The 20,162-nt window shown below is 44.5% G+C and carries 19 protein-coding genes and 1 pseudogene; 14 read left to right on the forward strand and 6 right to left on the reverse strand.

Annotated elements, in window-relative coordinates; genetic code table 11:
• Positions 1 to 40 precede the first annotated feature (40 nt).
• From MmiEs2_RS01540 to MmiEs2_RS01560, 5 genes are all read right to left on the reverse strand, one after another.
• Positions 41 to 5,542 (reverse strand): DUF4011 domain-containing protein, encoded by a 5,502-nt coding sequence (locus tag MmiEs2_RS01540; protein ID WP_316559680.1) that lies wholly within the window; start codon positions 5,540 to 5,542, stop codon positions 41 to 43.
• A gap of 311 nt (positions 5,543 to 5,853) precedes the next feature.
• The gene (locus tag MmiEs2_RS01545) at positions 5,854 to 6,984 is read right to left on the reverse strand and encodes an aldo/keto reductase (RefSeq protein ID WP_316559681.1); all 1,131 of its coding nucleotides are present in this window, start codon (positions 6,982 to 6,984) and stop codon (positions 5,854 to 5,856) included.
• A 100-nt stretch (positions 6,985 to 7,084) separates the two neighbouring features.
• Positions 7,085 to 7,705: a DUF2150 family protein gene (locus tag MmiEs2_RS01550; protein WP_316559682.1), complete on the reverse strand. Its 621-nt coding sequence runs from the start codon at positions 7,703 to 7,705 to the stop codon at positions 7,085 to 7,087.
• Between the two features lie 34 nt (positions 7,706 to 7,739).
• Positions 7,740 to 8,201: a UPF0179 family protein gene (locus tag MmiEs2_RS01555; RefSeq protein ID WP_316559683.1), complete on the reverse strand. Its 462-nt coding sequence runs from the start codon at positions 8,199 to 8,201 to the stop codon at positions 7,740 to 7,742.
• A 100-nt stretch (positions 8,202 to 8,301) separates the two neighbouring features.
• On the reverse strand, positions 8,302 to 9,348 hold the full coding sequence (locus MmiEs2_RS01560; RefSeq protein ID WP_316560218.1) for an NAD(P)-dependent glycerol-1-phosphate dehydrogenase: 1,047 nt from the start codon (positions 9,346 to 9,348) through the stop codon (positions 8,302 to 8,304).
• A gap of 266 nt (positions 9,349 to 9,614) precedes the next feature.
• Between MmiEs2_RS01560 and MmiEs2_RS01565 the strand changes: the two genes are divergently transcribed.
• The 8 genes from MmiEs2_RS01565 to MmiEs2_RS01600 all read left to right on the forward strand — a co-directional run bounded on the left by MmiEs2_RS01565 (position 9,615) and on the right by MmiEs2_RS01600 (position 16,742).
• Entirely contained in the window at positions 9,615 to 10,490 is an 876-nt protein-coding gene (locus MmiEs2_RS01565) for a DUF63 family protein (protein WP_316559684.1), read from the forward strand.
• Between the two features lie 43 nt (positions 10,491 to 10,533).
• On the forward strand, positions 10,534 to 11,544 hold the full coding sequence (locus tag MmiEs2_RS01570; protein WP_316559685.1) for a stage II sporulation protein M: 1,011 nt from the start codon (positions 10,534 to 10,536) through the stop codon (positions 11,542 to 11,544).
• A 202-nt stretch (positions 11,545 to 11,746) separates the two neighbouring features.
• Complete coding sequence (locus tag MmiEs2_RS01575) at positions 11,747 to 12,910, forward strand: formate--phosphoribosylaminoimidazolecarboxamide ligase family protein (RefSeq protein ID WP_316559686.1); 1,164 nt, start codon at positions 11,747 to 11,749, stop codon at positions 12,908 to 12,910.
• Positions 12,911 to 13,288: 378 nt separating this feature from the next.
• Entirely contained in the window at positions 13,289 to 14,515 is a 1,227-nt protein-coding gene (locus MmiEs2_RS01580) for a translation initiation factor IF-2 subunit gamma (RefSeq protein WP_316559687.1), read from the forward strand.
• Positions 14,499 to 14,951, forward strand: coding sequence for a type II toxin-antitoxin system VapC family toxin (locus MmiEs2_RS01585; protein ID WP_316559688.1), 453 nt, complete (start codon positions 14,499 to 14,501; stop codon positions 14,949 to 14,951). Before MmiEs2_RS01580 ends, MmiEs2_RS01585 begins: the two co-directional genes overlap by 17 nt.
• Positions 14,952 to 15,196: 245 nt before the next feature.
• Positions 15,197 to 15,814 carry a DNA-directed RNA polymerase gene (locus MmiEs2_RS01590; protein WP_316559689.1) on the forward strand — a complete coding sequence of 206 codons (618 nt, stop codon included), beginning with the start codon at positions 15,197 to 15,199 and terminating at the stop codon, positions 15,812 to 15,814.
• Positions 15,815 to 15,925: 111 nt separating this feature from the next.
• Positions 15,926 to 16,114, forward strand: a complete 189-nt coding sequence (gene spt4 / locus MmiEs2_RS01595; RefSeq protein ID WP_316559690.1) for a transcription elongation factor subunit Spt4 — start codon at positions 15,926 to 15,928, stop codon at positions 16,112 to 16,114.
• A 1-nt stretch (position 16,115) separates the two neighbouring features.
• Positions 16,116 to 16,742 (forward strand): GTP-dependent dephospho-CoA kinase family protein, encoded by a 627-nt coding sequence (locus MmiEs2_RS01600; protein WP_316559691.1) that lies wholly within the window; start codon positions 16,116 to 16,118, stop codon positions 16,740 to 16,742.
• 37 nt (positions 16,743 to 16,779) lie between these two features.
• Here MmiEs2_RS01600 and MmiEs2_RS01605 read toward each other — a convergent pair whose 3' ends face one another.
• Positions 16,780 to 17,025, reverse strand: coding sequence for a hypothetical protein (locus tag MmiEs2_RS01605; RefSeq protein ID WP_316559692.1), 246 nt, complete (start codon positions 17,023 to 17,025; stop codon positions 16,780 to 16,782).
• A gap of 308 nt (positions 17,026 to 17,333) precedes the next feature.
• Here MmiEs2_RS01605 and MmiEs2_RS01610 point away from each other — a divergent pair.
• The 6 genes and pseudogenes from MmiEs2_RS01610 to MmiEs2_RS01635 all read left to right on the forward strand — a co-directional run.
• A pseudogene (locus tag MmiEs2_RS01610) lies at positions 17,334 to 17,633 on the forward strand (30S ribosomal protein S24e); the annotation flags it as partial.
• Positions 17,634 to 17,719: 86 nt separating this feature from the next.
• Complete coding sequence (locus MmiEs2_RS01615; RefSeq protein WP_316559693.1) at positions 17,720 to 17,869, forward strand: 30S ribosomal protein S27ae; 150 nt, start codon at positions 17,720 to 17,722, stop codon at positions 17,867 to 17,869.
• A 466-nt stretch (positions 17,870 to 18,335) separates the two neighbouring features.
• The gene (locus tag MmiEs2_RS01620; RefSeq protein WP_316559694.1) at positions 18,336 to 18,629 is read left to right on the forward strand and encodes a 50S ribosomal protein L30e; all 294 of its coding nucleotides are present in this window, start codon (positions 18,336 to 18,338) and stop codon (positions 18,627 to 18,629) included.
• Between the two features lie 27 nt (positions 18,630 to 18,656).
• Entirely contained in the window at positions 18,657 to 19,085 is a 429-nt protein-coding gene (locus MmiEs2_RS01625; RefSeq protein WP_316559695.1) for a NusA-like transcription termination signal-binding factor, read from the forward strand.
• 60 nt (positions 19,086 to 19,145) lie between these two features.
• Positions 19,146 to 19,574, forward strand: a complete 429-nt coding sequence (locus MmiEs2_RS01630; protein WP_133516765.1) for a 30S ribosomal protein S12 — start codon at positions 19,146 to 19,148, stop codon at positions 19,572 to 19,574.
• Positions 19,575 to 19,579: 5 nt separating this feature from the next.
• A complete protein-coding gene (locus tag MmiEs2_RS01635) occupies positions 19,580 to 20,143 on the forward strand; it encodes a 30S ribosomal protein S7 (RefSeq protein ID WP_316559696.1) in 564 nt (187 codons plus the stop codon).
• Positions 20,144 to 20,162 lie beyond the last annotated feature (19 nt).

Raw genomic sequence — 20,162 nt, forward strand, 5'->3', positions numbered from 1 at the left:
TAATCGGATATTTCCGTTTTTGGTATTTGTCCGTTTGCAATTATTCGTCCAAATAAATTTTGCCGTTTGGCAAATGAACGATTTTGTTGTCGGCGACGGCTTTATTGATGACGGTTTCAATCTTTTCTTTGACCGCCGGGCGCATGATTTTAAAGCCGAAAATTTGAGACACTTTCTTCACCAGCTGATCCTGCGGCGTTGAATACTGCGTCTTTAAAACGTAAATGGTCGCCTGCAGGATTTCTTCTTCTGAAATCCAGTCGATGTTGAGAATGTCGCCTTCTCTCTTTCTGACAATGCAGCCTTTCACCTTCGCCGGCCATAAGAAATTGCCGCGGACGCGGATGTAATTGGATTTTTCCGCCGATGAAATTTCGCGAATGATAAAGTCGCGCATTGCTTTTGTCAAACGCTTGACATCGCAGCGCTGTTTAATTTCCAAAATCAGCTGCTCTTTATGAATCGGGCCTTCGTGGCTGACGATTTCAACAATTTCATGCTCCATTTTATGGCGCGGAATTTCAAGCAGATTTTCGGTCGACGGCAAATCAATTTTCGTGTACGGCGTGTAGTCCGGAACACCGTTTTGAATCAACGGCTCAACGTTTAAGATTTGCTCGTCAGTGATGTCGGCCGGCATCTTTCGAATGTCGCCGAAGAGATTGTCATATTCGTCGTCTTCATCAAAATCATCGTCAATGAGAACATCGCCGGCATTTGTCACGGATTCGGTTTCGATAATCGGCTCGACTGATTCGCTTTCAGGCTCGTTTTCAACCTTTTCGGGCTCAGCCTTTTCTTTTCTCGGCTTTTCCGCTTTTGGTTTTTCCGGGCGGTATTCGACGATTTCTTCTTTTTCTTCCGGCTCTTCCTCAACCTTTTCTTCGGGTTCGGCCGGTGCTTCTTCCGTTTCGGGAGATTCTTCCGGCGGCTCATCCGCAATCGGAATCTCGGCAGGCGTGTTTTCTTCCGCGGCGGCCGGGATTTCTTCTGCCGGCGCCTCGGGCTCGGAAATTTCTTCTTCAACAATCGCTTCCGGTTCTTCTTCAGCTAAAGAATCTTCGAGGATTTCGTTTTCTTCCTCAACCGCCGAAGTTTCCGTTTCTTGTTCCGTCTCAGATTCTTTTTCTTTTTCCGCCGTTTCAGCTTCGTCCTTTTCTTTCTGCAATCTTCGGCTTTCCGCTTCTCTTTCGTTGATGATTTGAATCATCTTTTCGATTTCTCTTTCATCGGTCACCGTAACGGTCACTTCTTCGTCATCGAATTCAAATTCAACCGGCGCTTCGATTTTCTTGGCGTTTTCTTTGGCTTTGGTAATGGCGTCAAGCAAATTCTTTTTCGCTTTCTGCGGGTTCAAATACCAATCGGTTGACCAAACGCGGTAAAGCTGCCAGCCGAGGCCCGTTAAAACGCCGTGTCTTAAACGGTTGCGGTCGCGGGCAACGCGGGAATTGAAATACTGCGGGCCGTCGCATTCGATGCCGATAATGTAATGGCCTTGAATTTCTTCGTTGACGATCGCCATATCCATTTTGTAGCCGGCGCATCCGATTTTTTGATGAATCGTAAAGCCGTTTTCACGGAGGAACGCGGCGACCGATTCGTCAAAGGAAACCTCGTCCGGATCATATTCCGGCGTTTTGCAAACAAAATTCTTTGTCTCCGCATATTCCAAAAATGATTTCAAAACGCGAAGACCGGCCGGATCGTCGTCGCCGACGTGAAGGTCGATTGACGTAAAGTTGGAGAAAATAACGCATTTCTCACGCGCGCGCGTGAATAAAACGTTTAAACGACGTTCGCCGCCGTCTCTGTTGAGCGGGCCGAAGTTCTTTGATAAGCGTCCTTCCTGATCGAAACCAAAGCCGATGCTGACGAAAATGACATCTCTTTCATCGCCCTGAATCGTTTCAATATTCTTGACCATGAAATTTTCACCTTTTTCGTTGGTGAAATATTTTTCAAAGCCGGGACTGCTCTTGACAAGCTCTTCCACTTCTTTTTGAATCGCTTCCTGCTGTTTCACGTTAAACGTTCCGACCATCAATGTTTTGTCGGGGAATTGAATGAAGTGGCGCATGACTTCCTGCGCGACAACGCGTGCTTCTTCACGGTTGACACCGGTTTTGCCGCGCTCGTAAACCGAGTTCTTGACATGGCGGAATTGAAGTCCCATATTTTTGTCTTCGTGAAGCGGCGACGGGTAAACATACAAATGGTTGCCGTAGAACTCGTTGTTTGAAACGGCGATTAAGGATTCGTGGCGGCTTCTGTAATGCCAGCGAAGCGTCTTGTACGGGAAACTGCGCTTACAAATGTTAAGAACGCTTTCGACATCGGAATAGAAAGACGCGTCTTCGTTGTATTCGTCATCCGTTTCCAATAAATTCTCAAAGAATGTTGTCGGCGGAAGCTGTTTTGAATCGCCCATCACAACCACCTGGCGGCCGCGGAGGAGCGCGCCGAGTGCGTCTTCGGGTCTGACCTGACTGGCCTCGTCAAAAATAACGACATCAAAAGACGTGTTCTGCGGTTCCAAATATTGAGCGATTGAGAGCGAACTCATCATGAAACACGGTTTGATTTTCTGAATCAAGCCGCCGGCGCTTGACATAAGGCGGCGAATCGGCATGTGCGCCTTCTTTTTGTTAAATTCGTTGAGCAAAATACCGGCTTCCGATTCACGAGACGCGCCGACATAAATCTGCGGCATGCGCCTGTAAATTTCAGCATTGACGCGCTCTCTGTTTTTAACAATCACTTTCTCATCAAGCTCCGAAAACTTATGAATTTTGTTTTCATGAACTTCTTTGATAAACGTTGACAAAACACGCTTTTTCATGAATTCCGCGCGGAGAACGCCGTCGGCGTAATTTCCTTTAAACGTTTGAATCAAATCTTCCGGCAAAACTTCGTTTTCGTTAATGTAAGGCACCATCGGCGCGGCAACGGTTTCCAAGCATTCCTCGCGGTATTGTAAAAACTGGCTCCAAAGGCCGAGTGATTCCAATTCTGTGTTCCAAACGTGAAGAATATTGCTCAGTTGCTTTGCAGAAAGCGTGTCTCTGAAAACGTTTCCGGCTGCCGTCAGCTCGAACTTTCTTTTTTGAGGCGTTTTAACGGCTTCTTCGGGATTGTTCGGCTCATCGACTTTTATGAGACCGCCGTCTTCTTCGACATTTTCGGGCGCGGCGATTTCAATCTTCGATTCTTTTTCCGGTAAAATTTCTTTGACGAATTTTTCATTGAAGAACAAATCCGGGTCGGCGCCGACAATGTTGACCAATTTAATCAAAGCGGTATCCAAATATTCCTTTTCAATTTTGATATTTTCAACGGCGTCTTTGAGCGCGCTGCCGTTAATGCCGCGCTCGATGCAGGCATAAGTGTTGTCCGTTACCTTGCCGTCGCTTTCCAAGACGTCGAAGAGCACGATCCAGTCATAAAACACTTCCAGGCGGTCCGGGTCGGAAAGTCCCGCTTCCCAGTGCGCGCCGAAAAGCAGAATCGCTTTCTGCTTGGAGTTTTCAAGTTCGCGCTCCAAATCGTTGAATTCCTGAACCAGCAAAACATCTTTTTTGATGTCGGCGTCGTTCTTTTCGGTGCGCTTAATATAACAATTTTGAATCTTTTGTTTGGATTCCTTAAAGCCGCCGTCCATGAATTTGAGGAATTTTCCGGCTTTTTTAAGATAGCTTTCAATATCTTCTTCAAAAATCTGAGACGTGAAGATTTCTTCAATCCGCTGTTCCAATTCGTTGTAGCGGCGCGCTTTTTTCATCAATTCCTTTTGTGTTCCGCGCTCTTTCACGCTTTGGCTTTTCAAAACGCTTTGGCTGATTTTCGGCGCGTTTTGAAACGTTTCGATATGGCCGATGAATTGATCCAATTCGTTGATTGAAGCCGGCGCTTCCAGCCCGGTTTCGGTCACAATCGAATCGACGCTGTCGCTGATGATTTTTGAGCGGCGCGCGATGTCTTCGAGGACTCTTTCGATGTCCTGGCGGTCAGACGGCAAAATAATTCCGGGTCTGGTATCGCGCCACGGATTTTCCTTAACGCCGCCGACACCAGGAAGCGCGTCGCCGATTTTCTCCAAAATGGATGTTGCTTCCACCCATTGTTTTCTGTCCCATTTTTCAGGCGCGTTGAACTCAATGTGCGCCATTTTTCTTTTATTAATGTTAAAATAATGCGTCACATCTTCGCGAATGCCGTAAATATCATAAACGGTGTAGCCGATCGGACCGACGGATTGGCTGAGCGTTTTCGCGTATTCGTTGAGTTCGTATTTGAGATTTTCAAGTTCCGCCAAATCCTGTGAATAATTTTTCTCTGCCGGCGGCTGGCGTTTGAGTGTTCTGTCAAGTTCGTCCAAAACGGCTTTTTTCTGCGCTTTGTGACTGTGCATTTCCAGAACCATGTCGCCGAGGCCGATTGCATCCAATCTTTTCTTAACGACCTGAAGCGCGGCCATCTTTTCACTGACAAACAAAACGCTTTTGCCGCTCATGAGAAGTTCGGCGATTAAATTGGTAATTGTTTGGGATTTGCCGGTTCCCGGGGGTCCTTCAACGACAAGATTTTTGCCGTTTTTCACGTCTTCAATAACTGAAATTTGAGAGGAGTCGGCATTCACAATATGGTAAACGGAATCCGTGCTTAATTTTAAATCGACTTCATTTTCGGCGAAGCCGCCGTCGTAATTTTCACTCGACGGATTAAAAACCTGATTGATCAGCGGGTGGGTTTCGGGACCGTGTCCCTCCGGCCAGATTTTCGGATCAAGGTCTTTGTACATGACGAATTTCTTGAAATTATAAAAGTCAATGTTGGCGTCTTTTGTGATTTCCCAATCCTTTTTATCGGAAATCAAGTCTTCAACAGCTTTTAAATAAAATTCGACCGCGCCTTTATCGTCGGCGCCGAAAAATTCGGGCAGTTCCAATCCGAATTCCAAAAGTTTGGCTTTCAGCGTGATGGACGCGAAAATATCATCGCCGGTCCACTGAACCGTAAATTTTCTTTTCGGACCGACGCGTTTGAATTCAACCGGAATGAGAATCAAAGGCGCTTTGAAAGATTTTTTAGACCCGTCGGTCCATTTTAAAAATCCGACCGCCATGTAAAGAATCGGATAACCCTGTTCTTCAAAAACCGCGATGGATTGGTTGTTTGTATAAAATAAGCGTTCTTCAAGCTCGTCCGTGTGATACGGCGTTTCCAAGCCGACCGCAGAGCTTTCCTTTCCTTCTTTTTTCTTCATCAAACCTTTTAAAAATCCGGATTCTTCCTCTTCATCGGAAGCCACGGCATCAGCTTCTTCTTGTCCTCTTTTCGTTTTTTTCACGGCGTTCGGATCGGCTTTAAACCGCATTGTTTTTTCCTGAACAACCAAAATATCGTAAATCTCGGCGATATTTTCGTTTTTAATCTCGACCGTTCTTTTTTTCGACGGCGTGTAATTTAAAAGATTGTTTGTCAAGGATAAGTCCAATAATTTTTGTCTGAGGAGTTCAAGTTCTAATTTAACGTCAACCATGAATGATACCTTCCCAAAGGAGACTGTTAATGGGTTTGCCGATGATATTTTTAAAAAGAGTGAAACGTGTTTTGTCGTTTCAATTTTTTTTCAAAAGGTTTTATACATTATTATTTTAAGAATAAAAGAATAGATGAATGCTTCTATATAAGGTTTGTTTCAAAAACCCTTGACGGGAATAACCAAAATAAGATTTGAACGGAAGCTAAAATCTGGAATAAAAACTAAAAAGTTTAAAGAAATTAAAAAGTTTTAAGAAACTAAAAACTTCAAAATTAAAATTTAAAAACGAGCGGCGTAATTTAAAAGATTTATTTTTCAGACGCAAACGCCGCGATTTCTTTCATCTTCTCGGGAATATTAATCCCCTGCGGACATTTCGAAAGACAAACGCCGCATTGCGTGCAGTTATACGCCTGCCGCTCCTCGCCGATTTGTTTGTATTCCGCTAAAAAGCGCGCTTTATCGAAATCGCCGCGCGCGAAATATTGATTATATTTGTCAAAAACTTTTGGAATGTGGACGCCCGACGGGCATTCCATGCAGTAACGGCAGTAAGTGCACGGAATTTTAAAGGACGAGCGGTAAACGGCAACGGCTTTTTCAATCATTTGATATTCGCTTTCATCAAGCGGTTTGAAATTTTCGAGCGTTTGAATGTTGTCTTTAATTTGTTCCATATCAGACATACCGCTCAGAACGGTCAAAACATTCGGAAGACTTGCGGCGAACCGAATCGCCCACGACGCCGTGCTTGCGCCCGGCTCGGCTTCTTTAAGGATGTCAACCGCTTTTTCCGAAAGCGTCGCGAGTGTTCCGCCGCGGACGGGTTCCATCACAATTATCGGAATATTTCTTTTTGTCAAAATTTCATATTGACGGTTCGCTTTTTGAATCGTCCAATCCAAATAATTCAGCTGAATTTGAACAAAATCCCAGTCGTATTCGTCAACGACTTTTTCCAAAAGTTCAGGCTCGTCGTGAAATGAAAATCCGATGTATTTGATTTTTCCTTCCGATTGCTTTTTCTTCAAAAAATCATAAACCTTGAATTTCTCGGCATCTTTTAAATGCTCGCGGTTGACATTATGAATCAAATAAAAATCAAAAAAATCAACTTTGCATTTTTTCAGCTGGTCGCTGAAAATCTGCTCCAAATCTTCTTCCCGATTAATTTTCCAAGGCGGCATTTTGGTTGCCAAAAAAAAGCTGTCGCGCGGATACTTCGAAAGTGCTTCGCCGATAAAAGTTTCGGCGCCGCCTTCGTGGTACATGTAAGCGGTGTCAAAATAATTCACGCCGCGAGAGATTGCGAAATCAACCATTTCCTGTCCGGCTTTGTAATCAATTTCCTGCGTGTCTTCTGAAATTCTCGGAAGCCGCATCGTTCCGAATCCGAGGAGAGAAATCTGTTTTCCGTTTTTGAATAATCGGGTTTCCATTGTTTCCAATCCTCGTTTTGCAAAAAATGACTCAAAATAAAAAGAAAGGTGCCGTTTTTAATTTTTAAAAATGATGAAAAAAGGAAGAAAGGCTGATGCCTTAATCTTCATCATCGACTTCGTCGAAGTTTTTGTAGCTGTCGGTTCCGACCATGGCGGCAGCGATTGAATCAATGCCGTCTAACCATTCGGCGACAATGCTTTCTTCGGGAAGAATGGTTAAAAATTCTTCATCAAACGGTGCGCCGCCGATGACCAGTGCGCCGATGTTGGCAACCGTTATGAAAGCGGTGTCCATGTCTTCTTTTTCTTCGGCCGCGCCGGCTTCTTTAATTAATTTTTTAATGTCGGCTTTCTTGTCGTAATCTTCAAGGAAATACGCTTCAAAAGCGGCCATTGAGCAGTTCAGAGAGTCCTGAACGGACATAATCATAATGTCGGCGTCTTCTGAAATCGGCGGAACTTCTTCCAAAACGATGTCCTGAATTGATCCGAGAATTTCAAGAGCGCCGTCGGCATCGGTGACGCCTTTGTCATAACGGGCGGCGATTTTTAAACAAGATAAAATCACATCGTCTGCCATGTTGACGAAAATCATCGCGTTCTTCTCGGCTTTTTCTTCGTCTTCCAAAGAAAAACCAGCGTCTTTAATTTGGGAAATCCAGTTGTCCCATCTGGCTTTTGAATAAAATTCATAGTAAGGCATATTTTTTTCAGCCATTTTCTTCACCTTTTTAAACAATTTTTAAAATTAATTATTCTAAAATTAAATTGACGCGCTTATATGTTTTTTCCTCAACTTCGATGCCTTCAAACACTTCTTTGACAAGACATTTATCGCCTTTTGTTAAACCTTTCGGCGTAAACAAGCTGTCGTCAATGCCGTTATCAATATGTCCTTCTTCTAATTTTACTTTGGAGGGCGTAAACGTCACAGTTGAACCGGCAACGGCTTTTTTGGCATCAATGTAAGCTTCAACAGGCGCGTTTTGAACCGAGACAGCCAAAACACCGCCGTCATGGAGCGCGCATTTCAGTAAATTGTCATTTCGAACGGAGACAATTTCATATTTTCTTCCCAAATCCAAATTCAGGCAAGTGCCGCGAATGTTGCACCTTTTGCAATCTTCCTGTTCTCCTAAAAAGAAAAACGTCTCGCCGGGTTTTGCCAAACGGGATCCGATAACCGTAATTTTTGTCGCCATTGTCTTAACCATTTCAATCCTTTCGTATAATCCGAATTTATTCACTAATCAATTTCTTTACATTTGAATGTTCGCCGCAAACTTTTTGAATTAAAAGATTCCGCTGCCGCCCTCATTCTGTAATAACTTCTGTTACAACCGCCATCTTTTCAGCTGCCGACGGTGTCAAGCCGCTGCCGAGAATCGTGTAGCGTTCCGGGCGTATCGTGTGCGCGCGAAGCAACGCTTCAATGATTTCGTCATTTGAAATGCCCATTTCGGCAGCCGTTGTCGGTGCACCGATTTGGCGAAGCGAGTCGCGGATTTTCTGCCAGTCGCCGCCGTGCAGATACATCATCATAATCGATCCGACAGCGCACTGCTCACCATGCAGCGCCGGCTTCTTCGCGAGTCTGTCAAGTGCGTGGCTGAACATGTGTTCCGCGCCGGATGCCGGCCGAGACGATCCGGCGACACTCATCGCAGCGCCGCTTAACACCAGCGCTTTGACGGCGATTCTTGCCGAGCTTTCCAGTCCCGGGCGAATCAAATTCGCGGAATTTGAAATCATGTCCGCGCTCATGTACGCCATCATCGCTGCCGAGCGGCTGAACGATTCGTTTTGGTGGCGGGACGCGAGTTCCCAGTCCAAAACGGACGTATAATTTGAAATAACATCGCCGCAGCCGGCGGCAAGCAGTTTGAACGGCGCTCTTGATATAATTTCCGTGTCGGCAATCACCGCAATCGGCGCCTGCGCTTCGACGGATTCTGATTTGCCGTCCGAATGAATGGACGCGCGCGCGGAAACGATGCCGTCGTGCGATGCCGCTGTCGGAATGCTGATAAAAGGAACGTCGCAGTTTTTGGAAGATAATTTTGCCAAGTCAATAGATCGGCCGCTGCCGACACCGAGGAAACAGTCGGCTTCAAACGCTTTCCCCGTCTCCGTTATTTTATCGACTTCTTCATAAGACGCTTTTTCACAAACGCAAATTTCACAAACGCCGCCGGCGGTCTCAATCATTTCTCGGATTTGTTTTCCGGCGACATCAACCGTGTTTTTTCCGGTGACCAAAAGCACTTTTTGATTGATTTTCAATTTGCTTAAAACGTCCGGAACTTTATTCAGCACGTTTTTGCCGATTAAAATTTCCCGCGGAAATTCCATCCATTTCATCGCGACTGCGTCATCTTCGCGCCAATCGGCAATTATTTGTTCCTCATTTTGTTTCATTATCATGATAGCAGCCTTTTTTTTCAATCTATTTAGCTTTTTCAATTTTTATCAAATATGAACTTTTAAATATAAAACCTATAGGTTGCCGCTCTTGTAATATTTTTGCTCTTGTAATATTTTTATAGAACTTCTCCGATTATTCTATAATCATTACGTTATTTTAAAATCTGACTTGTTTGTCTTTTCAGGCGCGGAGATTTCCGATTATGTCTTTTATTGATTCCGTTATTGCTTTCATTCATGAATATTATATTGACCCCATCATTAACGATTCGGGCTACAATATTTTCAACACGCTGACGTGGGCGATTATTTTAGGAATCGCCGTTTATCTTTTGATTTATTTCCTTCAAAAAATGAACATTAAAATTGATGCGAAATCAATGGCGGCAACATTACCGTTTGTCATTGCCGGCGCGTCTTTGCGCGTTGTTGCCGACACGGGCGCGGTTTCGCCGCCGTTTTCTTATGTTTTGATTACGCCGAACATTTATTTCTTTGTCTTTTTGGTCACGGCCGCCTGTTTAATCGCATCGCTGCTGCTTCAAAAATTCAAAGCCGTCAAAACATTCCATCTGGCGTATGCGGCGCTCGGCTGTCTTTTCATTTTGATTGTTTATTGGATTTTGTTTGATGTCGGCACGGTCGCGAATTGGTGGGTTCCGTTCGCAGTCGCGATTGTCGGAATCGGTCTTGCGGTCCTTTTCGGTGCCGCCGCCAAAAGGGCGGGAAACGCTGTCCTTTCCGATAAAATGAATCTGATGATTTTGGCCGCGCATTTGATGGACGCAACGTCCACCGTTATCGGCATCGAAGTTTTCGGCTACATCGAAAAACACGTGGTTCCGGCTTTCTTAATTGAGCTGACGGGAACCGCGCTTGTCATGTATCCGCTGAAATTGATTATTTTCTTCTTAGTCGTTTGGCTGCTGGATGTCGGACTTGAAAAGGCGATGGCGGACGAATCCGATAAAGAAAAAAGTCAAATCGGACAAATCAAAAACGCAATCAAATTCGTGATTATTATCCTCGGACTTGCGCCCGGCATTCGAAATTCAATCCGCTTGTTTTTCGGCGTTTGATTTAATTTATTTAAATAATTTAAGATTATTATAAGGCTGAATTATGAGCACGAATCCGAATCCGGAAAACATTTCCGAAAACAACGCTTTTGAATCCGAAATTCAAACACAGTCGGATCAAAAATCCGAATCGGCAGATTCTTCTCTCTCTTCGCATTCCAAAAGACACTTAAAAGCGAAACCAAAGGTTGCGCCGATGTATCAATTTTTATCGCGTGTTTCCGGCCCGCTCTTTTGGGCTTTTTTCATTTTCATGATTTTTATTTTCGCCTGCTACGCGGTTTATTTTATGTACGCCGTGTTTGCACCGTTGAGTCCGCAGTTCTTTTCAAACACTCTTCAATTTTTGGCATCTCTTCCGAATGCTGTTCAGCTTCTCATTTCACTGTTTATACTTCTTCACTTGCCGATTGCCGTCTTTTTGGCATTTCTGAATTTCGCCGTCAGCTTCGCAAGCTGTTATTATTCGAAGAAATCACCTAAAGATTATTTTGTATCTTTCTTTTCAACCGTCAAGAAACCGGTTCTTTGGATCACGGTTCTTTTCTTTGTTTTCATCGTCGTCGGCTATGTCGCAGGATATTTCTATCCCGAAATTTTTGAAGCGCTTTTCCAATTCGGCGGTCTTCCCGAAGAAGGTTCGGTTATGACGCTGCTTTTTATTTTCTTCAACAACATTCGAATCATCTTCATGCTGCTCTTTTTGGGAATCCTTTTCGGAATTCTGCCGGTTTCAATTATTATTGTCAACGGCTTTACCATCGGGCTTGTCGCCGAATCGACGATTAAGCACGAAGGCATTCTGTTCCTGCTGATCGGGCTTTTGCCGCACAGCATCATTGAAATTCCAACCATTTTGCTGAGCGCGGGCATCGGTCTCGTCCTCGGTATCAACGCGGCCAAATCGGCTTTGGGCCGTTTTTCTTTTTCGAATTTCAAAGAAGCATTTATCGGCGCGACATGGTTTTTCTTTTTGATTGCCGTTCCGCTCCTCTTTGTCGCGGCCGCCGTTGAAGTTTATGTGACGGCTCCGCTTCTCGGTGTCGTGTTCTGATTGTGTGGCAGCGTTGCCGCGCGCAAGCCGCACATTTTTTATTTTATTTTGTTTTTTAAAACGCTCTGCGGTTTTATTTCAACTTTTTTGGAACAATTCCTTTTTATAATCTGATTGGATACAGTTATTCTCAAATATCATCAATTATTTTCAAATACAAAATCTCAATTTTATATTTCATTTTGAATTGGAAAGTGACATTATGATTTCAAGAAAACAAATTCAAGAAACCGTTGATCAGTATTACAATAATCCCGATCAGATTAAAATCGGAACAATCGCGTCTCACTCGGGGCTTGACGTTTGCGACGGCGCCGTTGAGGAAAATTTCAAAACGGTCGCCTACTGTAAAAAAGGCAGAGAACAAACTTACGCGACTTATTTTAAAGCGCAGCGCGACGCGCAGGGAAATCTTCTCCGCGGAATCGTTGACGAAGCCGTTGTTTTCAACAGGTTTGATGAAATTTTAAAACCGGAAAACCAACAGAAAGCAATCGATGACAGCGTTTTGATGGTTCCGAACAGATCTTTGACTTCTTATTGCAGCATCGATGACATTGAAGACAATTTCAAAATCCCGATGATCGGCAGCCGCAACATGCTCAGAAGCGAGGAACGCTCGGAAGCCCAGAGCTACTACTGGATTTTAGAAAAAGCTGGTCTTCCGTTCCCTGAAAAAATTGACAAACCCGAAGATATCGACGCGCTTGTGATGGTCAAACTCCCCCACGCCGTCAAAACGCTTGAACGCGGCTTCTTTACCGCTGCCAGCTACGATGAGTTCGTCGAGAAATCCGACGCGCTTCTCAAACAGGGTGTCATCACCGAAGAAGCTCTCAAAGGCGCAAGAATCGAGCGCTATGTCATCGGTCCGGTCTTCAACTTTGACATGTTCTACTCCCCGATTGAAGAAGAAATGTGTCCGCTTGAAATCCTTGGCGTCGACTGGCGCTTTGAAACAAGCCTTGACGGTCACACCCGCCTCCCGGCACCGCAGCAGATGCGCCTTCAAGGCGAGCAGCTGACCCCCGAATACACCGTCTGCGGCCACAACTCTGCAACGCTCAGAGAATCGCTGCTTGAAAACGTCTTTGAAATGGCTGAAAAATTCGTTGAAGCCAGCAAGAAACATTACGATCCCGGAATTATCGGTCCGTTCTGTCTCCAGACTTGTGTTGACAAAGATCTGAACTTCTACATTTATGACGTCGCCCCGCGCGTCGGCGGCGGCACCAATGTTCATATGTCGGTCGGACACCCATACGGGAACACTTTGTGGCGCAAACCGATGAGCACTGGAAGAAGAGTGGCTTATGAAGTGAGACGGGCGTTGGAAAAGGACAGATTGGAAGACATCGTCACATAATCTAATTTTATTTCTATTTCTGTGAGCTGTTTATACAGCTCTCATTTTTCTTCTTTTTACCATAAACCTTTAATAATTATTATATATCTTAACAGCACAGATATACCAAAAACTCTGATTGCGCTTATTCTTTCATTCCAAAATCGGAAGAGCGGATAAGCATCAATTTTTTGTTCGAACGCGGAATTTTATTCTTTGATGTCTTTCGCATCAGTTTTTATTCTTAACTCGTTCTGAGGTACTTAATTCAAAAATTAAAAATTTATTCCATTTTATCAAATCATTATCAAAAATTTTATTCAATTTTGTTCAATATTCAAATTTATTCAAATTCATCTTTCAAGGAATATGGAAATATCGAATAACGGAGGAATCACCATGGCACAACCCAGTTTAAATATCGGTATGGTCGGGCACGTCGATCACGGAAAAACGACGCTTGTCAGAGCCTTGTCGGGCGTTTGGACCGACACGCACAGTGAAGAAATTAAAAGAGGTATTTCAATCCGCCTCGGCTATGCGGATACTGTTTTCAGAAAATGTCCGGAATGCCCCGAACCCCAATGCTACACCGTTGAAAAGAAGTGCGCGCACTGCGGTGCCAAGACGGATGAAATCAAAACCGTTTCTTTCGTCGATGCACCCGGTCACGAAACTTTGATGGCGACAATGCTTTCCGGTGCTGCCATCATGGACGGCGCGATGCTTGTGATTGCGGCGAATGAAACCTGCCCGCAGCCGCAGACAAAGGAGCATTTAATGGCGCTCAACGTGATCGGCATCAAGAACATCGTTATTGTTCAGAACAAAATTGATCTTGTTCCGAAGGAGCGCGTTTTGGAAAGTTATCAGGAAATCAAAGACTTCGTTAAAGGCACCGTTGCCGAAAACGCGCCGATTATTCCGATTTCCGCGCAGCAGAACGTTAACGTCGACGCTTTGATTCAGGCGCTTGACACTTACATTCCGGTTCCGGAACACAAATTGGAAAAAGAAGCGCAGATGCTGATTGCCAGATCTTTTGACATCAACCATCCCGGTTACACCTATGAAGAAATCAAAGGCGGCGTCATCGGCGGCACTTTGACTCAAGGATCATTTAAAGAAGGTGACGACGTTGAAATCCGCCCCGGCTTAAAAATCACATCTGACGGTGTGACGCGTTGGGAATCGGTTTTCACGAAAATCACGGAAATCCACGCCGGCAAATCCAAAGTGAAAAAAGCCGTTCCCGGCGGTCTTTTGGCGCTCGGAACTCAGCTCGATCCCTCGCTCACGAAAGGCGATTCGCTCACGGGGCAGGTTGTCGGCATTCCCGGAACTTTGCCGCCGACAAGAGACGGCTTTTTGATGAAGCTGGATTTGTTGGACCGCGTTGTCGGTGTCACAAACGAATCTGAAATTAATGAAATCAAAACAAGCGAGCCGCTGATGCTCAACATCGGAACGGCAACCACCGTCGGCGTTGTCACAAGCGCGCGCAAAGATTTGGCGGAAGTGAAGCTGAAGCGTCCGGTTTGTGTTGAGACAGGCGCGCACGTCGCCATCAGCAGACGCATTGATTCCAGGTGGCGTTTAATCGGTGTCGGTGTTATCGAAGACTGAGTCGGATGACGAAGATTCATCCGAATTCATTTGCGATTCCAAATCTGCCGTTCTGATTGACACGAACGGTTTTATGATTCCGGTTCAGTTCGGCATCGATATTTTTTCGGAACTTCAGCGCTTGGGATTTTCAAATTTTTTGACAATTCCCGCTGTCATTTTCGAACTTGAAAAAATTTCCAAAACCGCTTCCGGAAATGATCGAACCGCGGCGCGCGTTGCGCTTGCGCTGTCCAAAAAATGCAGATTGCTTGAGACGCCGCATGAAAAAGGCGTTCGAAAGTACGCGGACGATATTATTATCGAATCCGCGCTTCGGCATCCCGTCAGCGTTTTGACAAACGATGCCGGTCTTCGTCAAAAATTGATGAAGCGCGGAATTCCGGTTGTTTCTATGAGACAAATGCACCGGCTGGATATTATTAATCAAAAATAATTCGGTTATTATTCGGTTCGAATATTGATTCGAATATTAATATCAATTTAAAACTGAAATTCAATAATTTTGAATATTATACAAGCGTTGATAATCTAAATGTTGATAATCTAAAAACGCTTTTATATCAATTCATTATTTAATGCTCATTTACATCACATTAAATTCAAATTCATTCAAATTGAATACATTCACGTGAATATATATGGCAGCCTGACTGTCAAAACCTTCGGAGAATCAAATTTATGTATAAATTAATGACCCTTGTCGACACGGTCCGCATTGATCCGACGCTTCTCGGCGAAGACGTCATGGACAATGTCAAAAGAGCCTTAAAAGTTAAATTGGAAGGAAAAGTTGACAAAAAAATCGGTTGTCTGGTTGCGGTCTGCGATGTCGAAAACATCGGCGAAGGCCACATTCTTTACGGTGACGGCGCAGTTTACTACGATGTGACTTTTAAAGCGATTATGTTCATGCCTGAAAATCAGGAAGTCATCGAAGGCGAAGTTTTAGAAACGGTCAGCTTCGGTGTTTTCGTCGGCATCGGTCCGATGGATGGTCTTTTGCACGTCAGTCAAATTACGGACGAGTTCATGTCTTACGATTCTAAGAACGGCAGACTTGTGTCCAAAACCGGCAAGAAAGCGCTCGGTGAAGGCGACCACGTTCGCGCAAGAATCGTTGCGGTCAGCATTAACGAACGCGACCCGCGCGAAAGCAAGATCGGCATGACCATGCGTCAGGCTGCGCTCGGCAGAATCCAATGGATTGAAGAAGCGCGTGAGAAAGCCGGTGGCGCAAAAGGCGGCAAGAAGAAAGACGCGGCTCCTGAAGCAGAAGCCGCCGCAGATGAAAATTAAATTAATTAAGCGAATTTATCTCGCTTCATTTTTAATTTTTATCATTTAATCTTTTATTTTCATCAATCAAATTTATTAAAATTAAAAACGAAAAGGAAATAGGTGAATATTATGGCAGAAAAAGTATGCAGAAAATGCATGAGACTTATCGTCAATTCGGACACTTGCGAAATCTGCGAATCTTCGGATTTGGCGGATGAGTGGACCGGTCTTGTGGTCGTCATTGATCCCATGAAATCCGAAATCGCCAAGCGGATGAACATTGACTTGGCGGACAAATACGCATTGAAGGTGCGCTGATTTGGAACTTTTTTTTGACCTTCCGGTCGAACTTCGCCCGCGGCTGAAAAAGCCATACGGCAAACTTTTTCCGGGAGACAGCCCGTCCGTTGTCGAGCAAATCAAGGATTCGCTGGACGAATCTCTTGTGATTGCCGTCGGCGACGTGACAACTTATAATCTTTTTAAAGCCGGCGTTCGGCCGCACATTTGTTTTGTCGATCAGTACACGAAACGAACGGCCGTCACGAAAGCGATTTCAGCCGTTACGTCTCGTACCGACTACGTGAATATTTACGTCAAAAACCCGGCCGGTATGCTTTCAAGCGAGATGATTCTCGCGATTAAAAAAATACTGGCATCCGCCGAAAAACACATTTGCATATGCGTTGACGGCGAAGAGGATTTGGCGACCATTCCGGTTATCGCGCTTTGCGATGTCGGCTCCCTCGTTCTTTACGGTCAGCCCGATGAAGGTTTGGTTTGCGTCGAAGTGACGGATGAGAAAAAATCCGAAATGAGCGAGATGCTTAAACTCATTTTGACGGAAAAAAACACGCGCAGCATCAAAACCGACGATCCCGTCTGCAAAGAATTAAAAAATTCTTTGGCATCCGAGCTGAAAGAATTCTTAACGGCTGTTTTTTAATTTTATGAAAAACGCGATTCGGTTTTTCATCCTTTTTTTAAAATTTGTGCGGCTCGCGCGTGAGCGGCAGCGGCAGATGGCAGGTAACAGCAGCAAACGGGAACTGTGAGGTAGCTGCGGAAACGGAACTGGTAAGATAATCTGTGCCCACGCTCGCGTAGCGAGCGGATGTGATAAAAATGAGATGTTGGGCGTGGAAATACTGCTGATATTGGGCACTGTTGGCACTGGACGCTGCAGACAACAAATAATCTATATTATCTAACAGTTTTTTTGTTTTCATTGACTTCTTGGGGCGAATCTCCAATCCTCTTTTTGCTCGCTCCGCTCACAAAAATCGGATTGGGGGCGGTTGATTCTTGTTTATTTTATTTTTCAAAATCAAACATCGTTTTTCTTTAATTTTTTGAAAAAACGAACTCCCTCTTCTTTTTATTTTTTCAGAAAATGGGAGTTCGGGTTTGATAATATTCTGGAAACCGATGTTTGGGTTTTTTCAAAAAATTAACCAAACAGTTATAACCGATGACAACCTCTTTGAGCCGTTTATCCGACACCCGATCTTTGAATCGGTATTCGGAGGTACAAATTATGGAAATTAAAATCGTTAACGACTTAGATAACAAATTGTTAAACCGGAAGGAACTGGATTTCACCGTTGAATATGAAGGTCCGACTCCGTCACGCGCAGATGTCAGAAAAAAACTCGCAGCTCTTTTGAACAAAGACGTTGATTTAGTCCTCGTTCAGAGAATGGAATCCGAATACGGTCACCAATTCGCAAAAGGATACGCAAAAGTGTACGAATCCGCCGACCGTATGAAACAGGTTGAACCCGAACACGTTCTCCTCAGAAACACAATGCCTGAAGAACCTGTCGTCGAAGAAGAACCGGCAGAAGAAACAGCCGCCGATGAAGGCGCAGCAGCCGAAGAGCCTGCGGAAGAAGCAGCAGAAGAAGCAGCGGAGTGAGTGACATGGCAGTGAAAGATTATTATAAAGTCGAAGGCGACACAATTACCCGCGTCAACAAATTCTGTCCGAAATGCGGCCCCGGCGTTTTCTTGTCCGAACACAAGAACAGAAACGCATGCGGCAAATGCGGATACACAGAATTTAAAAACTGATTTTTAAATTATTTCATTATCTCAAGAACTGAATTTTTCAGTTCTTTTTGTTTTTTATTTTGTTCTTTTTTCAATTCCCTTTTCAGTCTTTTATTTCCTATTCTTTAATTCTATATTCTGTTGGATTGTATATCGAAATTTTATATTTCTTCTCGGATTCCTTTTCAACAACCTTTATATACAAAAACGGTATCTTTGCGGTATTCTTTATAGATTGTGAACCGGTTTTGCGCCGTTTTCTAAATGTTTTTAGAAAGCGCGCGGTGCAAAGTTTTTCTAAAATTTAAGCACCGGGCGTGATTGGCAAAATCGGGGAGAGGCAAACCTATCAGGTTTGTAAAGTCTATGACCCTGTCAGTGACTTTTTTATAAAGACGGCAGTCTGTTATTTTGTAAGCGATATGCTTTCGGCTGCCGTTTTGTTTCGCAATTTTGTAAAGCCACTCAAGGATTTGAGGTACAGAAAATGGATATCAATATCGATAAAGCATTGATCAAAGCCGTGAAGACCGGTAAAGTCGTCATCGGCTCCAAAAAAGCGATTGAGCTTTCTGCTTCCGGCGACGCGAAGATTATCATCTTGGCCAGAAACTGCCCGGAAGATACCAAAAAGCAAATTGAATCGTCCAACGTTCCCGTCTACGTTTACGACGGAACAAGCAGAGAACTCGGACCGGTCTGCGGTAAACCCTTCATCATCGCCGCAATGGCAATTTTAGATGCCGGCGAATCTGACATTTTGTCACTGGCCGATGCCTGAATTTTATGATTATTAAGAGGATTTTCCATGAGCGGCATTAAAATCACTTTTGAAGAAATGCAGTACATCGCACGCTTTGAAGACATTACAAGCGCCAAAGTGCTCGATTGTATTGTGGAAAGTGACCGGATTATCAATGTGATTCAGCAAGGCGAAATGGGTCTTGCGATCGGAAAGGGCGGCGAAAACATCAACCGCGCCAAAAAAGCAATTGATAAGCCCATCGAACTCGTGGAGTATTCCGACGATCCGGCAATCTTTATCAAAAATATTTTCGGCTCCGTGATTTCAATCAAGAACGTTACTTTCAAGGAAATCAATGACAAGAAAGTGGCAGAAGTTGAAGTCGCCGCAAAAGATAAAGGACTTGCAATCGGAAAGAACGGCAAAAATATATCAAAAGTCAAATTGCTGGCAGAAAGACACCACAATATTGACGATGTGATTTTGAAATAATACAATAATAATCCTCATAAATCAAGGTTTATCACTCATTAATTAATCGGAGACTAAACTATGACAAATGGAAACTATGCAGGCCAAATCTTAAAGAAACAAAGATTGAAGGCCAGATGGAAAGACCACGAATACAACAGACGCATGCTCGGTTTGAACGTGAAAGCTGACCCATTGGGCGGTTCACCCCAGGGACGCGGCATCGTTCTCGAAAAGATCGGCGTTGAAGCAAAACAGCCCAACTCCGCTATCCGTAAATGTGTTCGTATTCAGCTCATCAAGAACGGAAGACAAGTATCGGCATTCTGCCCCGGAGACGGCGCCATTAACTTCATCGACGAACACGACGAAGTGACGGTTGAAAGAATCGGCGGCCGCATGGGTGGTGCAATGGGTGATATTCCCGGCGTCCGTTTCAAAGTGATCGCAGTGAACAACGTTCCGCTCCAGCAAATGGTTATCGGAAGAATGGAAAAACCGAGGAGATGAGACATATGGATGCAAAAATGTTCGGTAAATGGGATCTCTCTGAAGTCGATGTGACCGATCCCGGAATTAAAAGATACGTTTGTTTGAAAGCCGTTACCGTGCCCCACTCCAGCGGCAAGCACGCCAGACAGCAGTTCAACAAATCCGAAATCTCAATCGTTGAGCGTCTCGTCAACAACTTGATGAGATCCGAAACAAACACCGGCAAGAAGCAGGTGGCAATGAGAACTGTTGACGAAGCTTTTGATGTCATCAACAAGAAAACCGGCAAGAACCCGATTCAGGTTTTGGTCGACGCCATCGCAAACGCAGGTCCGAGAGAAGAAGTCGTCCGTTTGAAATACGGCGGCATCTCCGTTCCGAAAGCTGTCGATACCGCGCCCCAAAGACGTGTTGACTCGGCACTTCGCTACATCTGCATCGGCACACACCAGGCCGCTTTCAAATCCAAGCGCTCTGTCGCCGACTGCCTCGCAACAGAACTCATCGCAGCCTCAAACGCAGACTCCAAAGCATTCTCTATCAGCAGAAAGGATGCCAAAGAGCGTGTCGCAAAGGCAGCCCGTTAAGCTTAATGCGTTCCTTTTC

The sequence above is a fragment of the Methanimicrococcus stummii genome, from assembly GCF_032594435.1.
GTDB lineage: Archaea > Halobacteriota > Methanosarcinia > Methanosarcinales > Methanosarcinaceae > Methanimicrococcus > Methanimicrococcus stummii.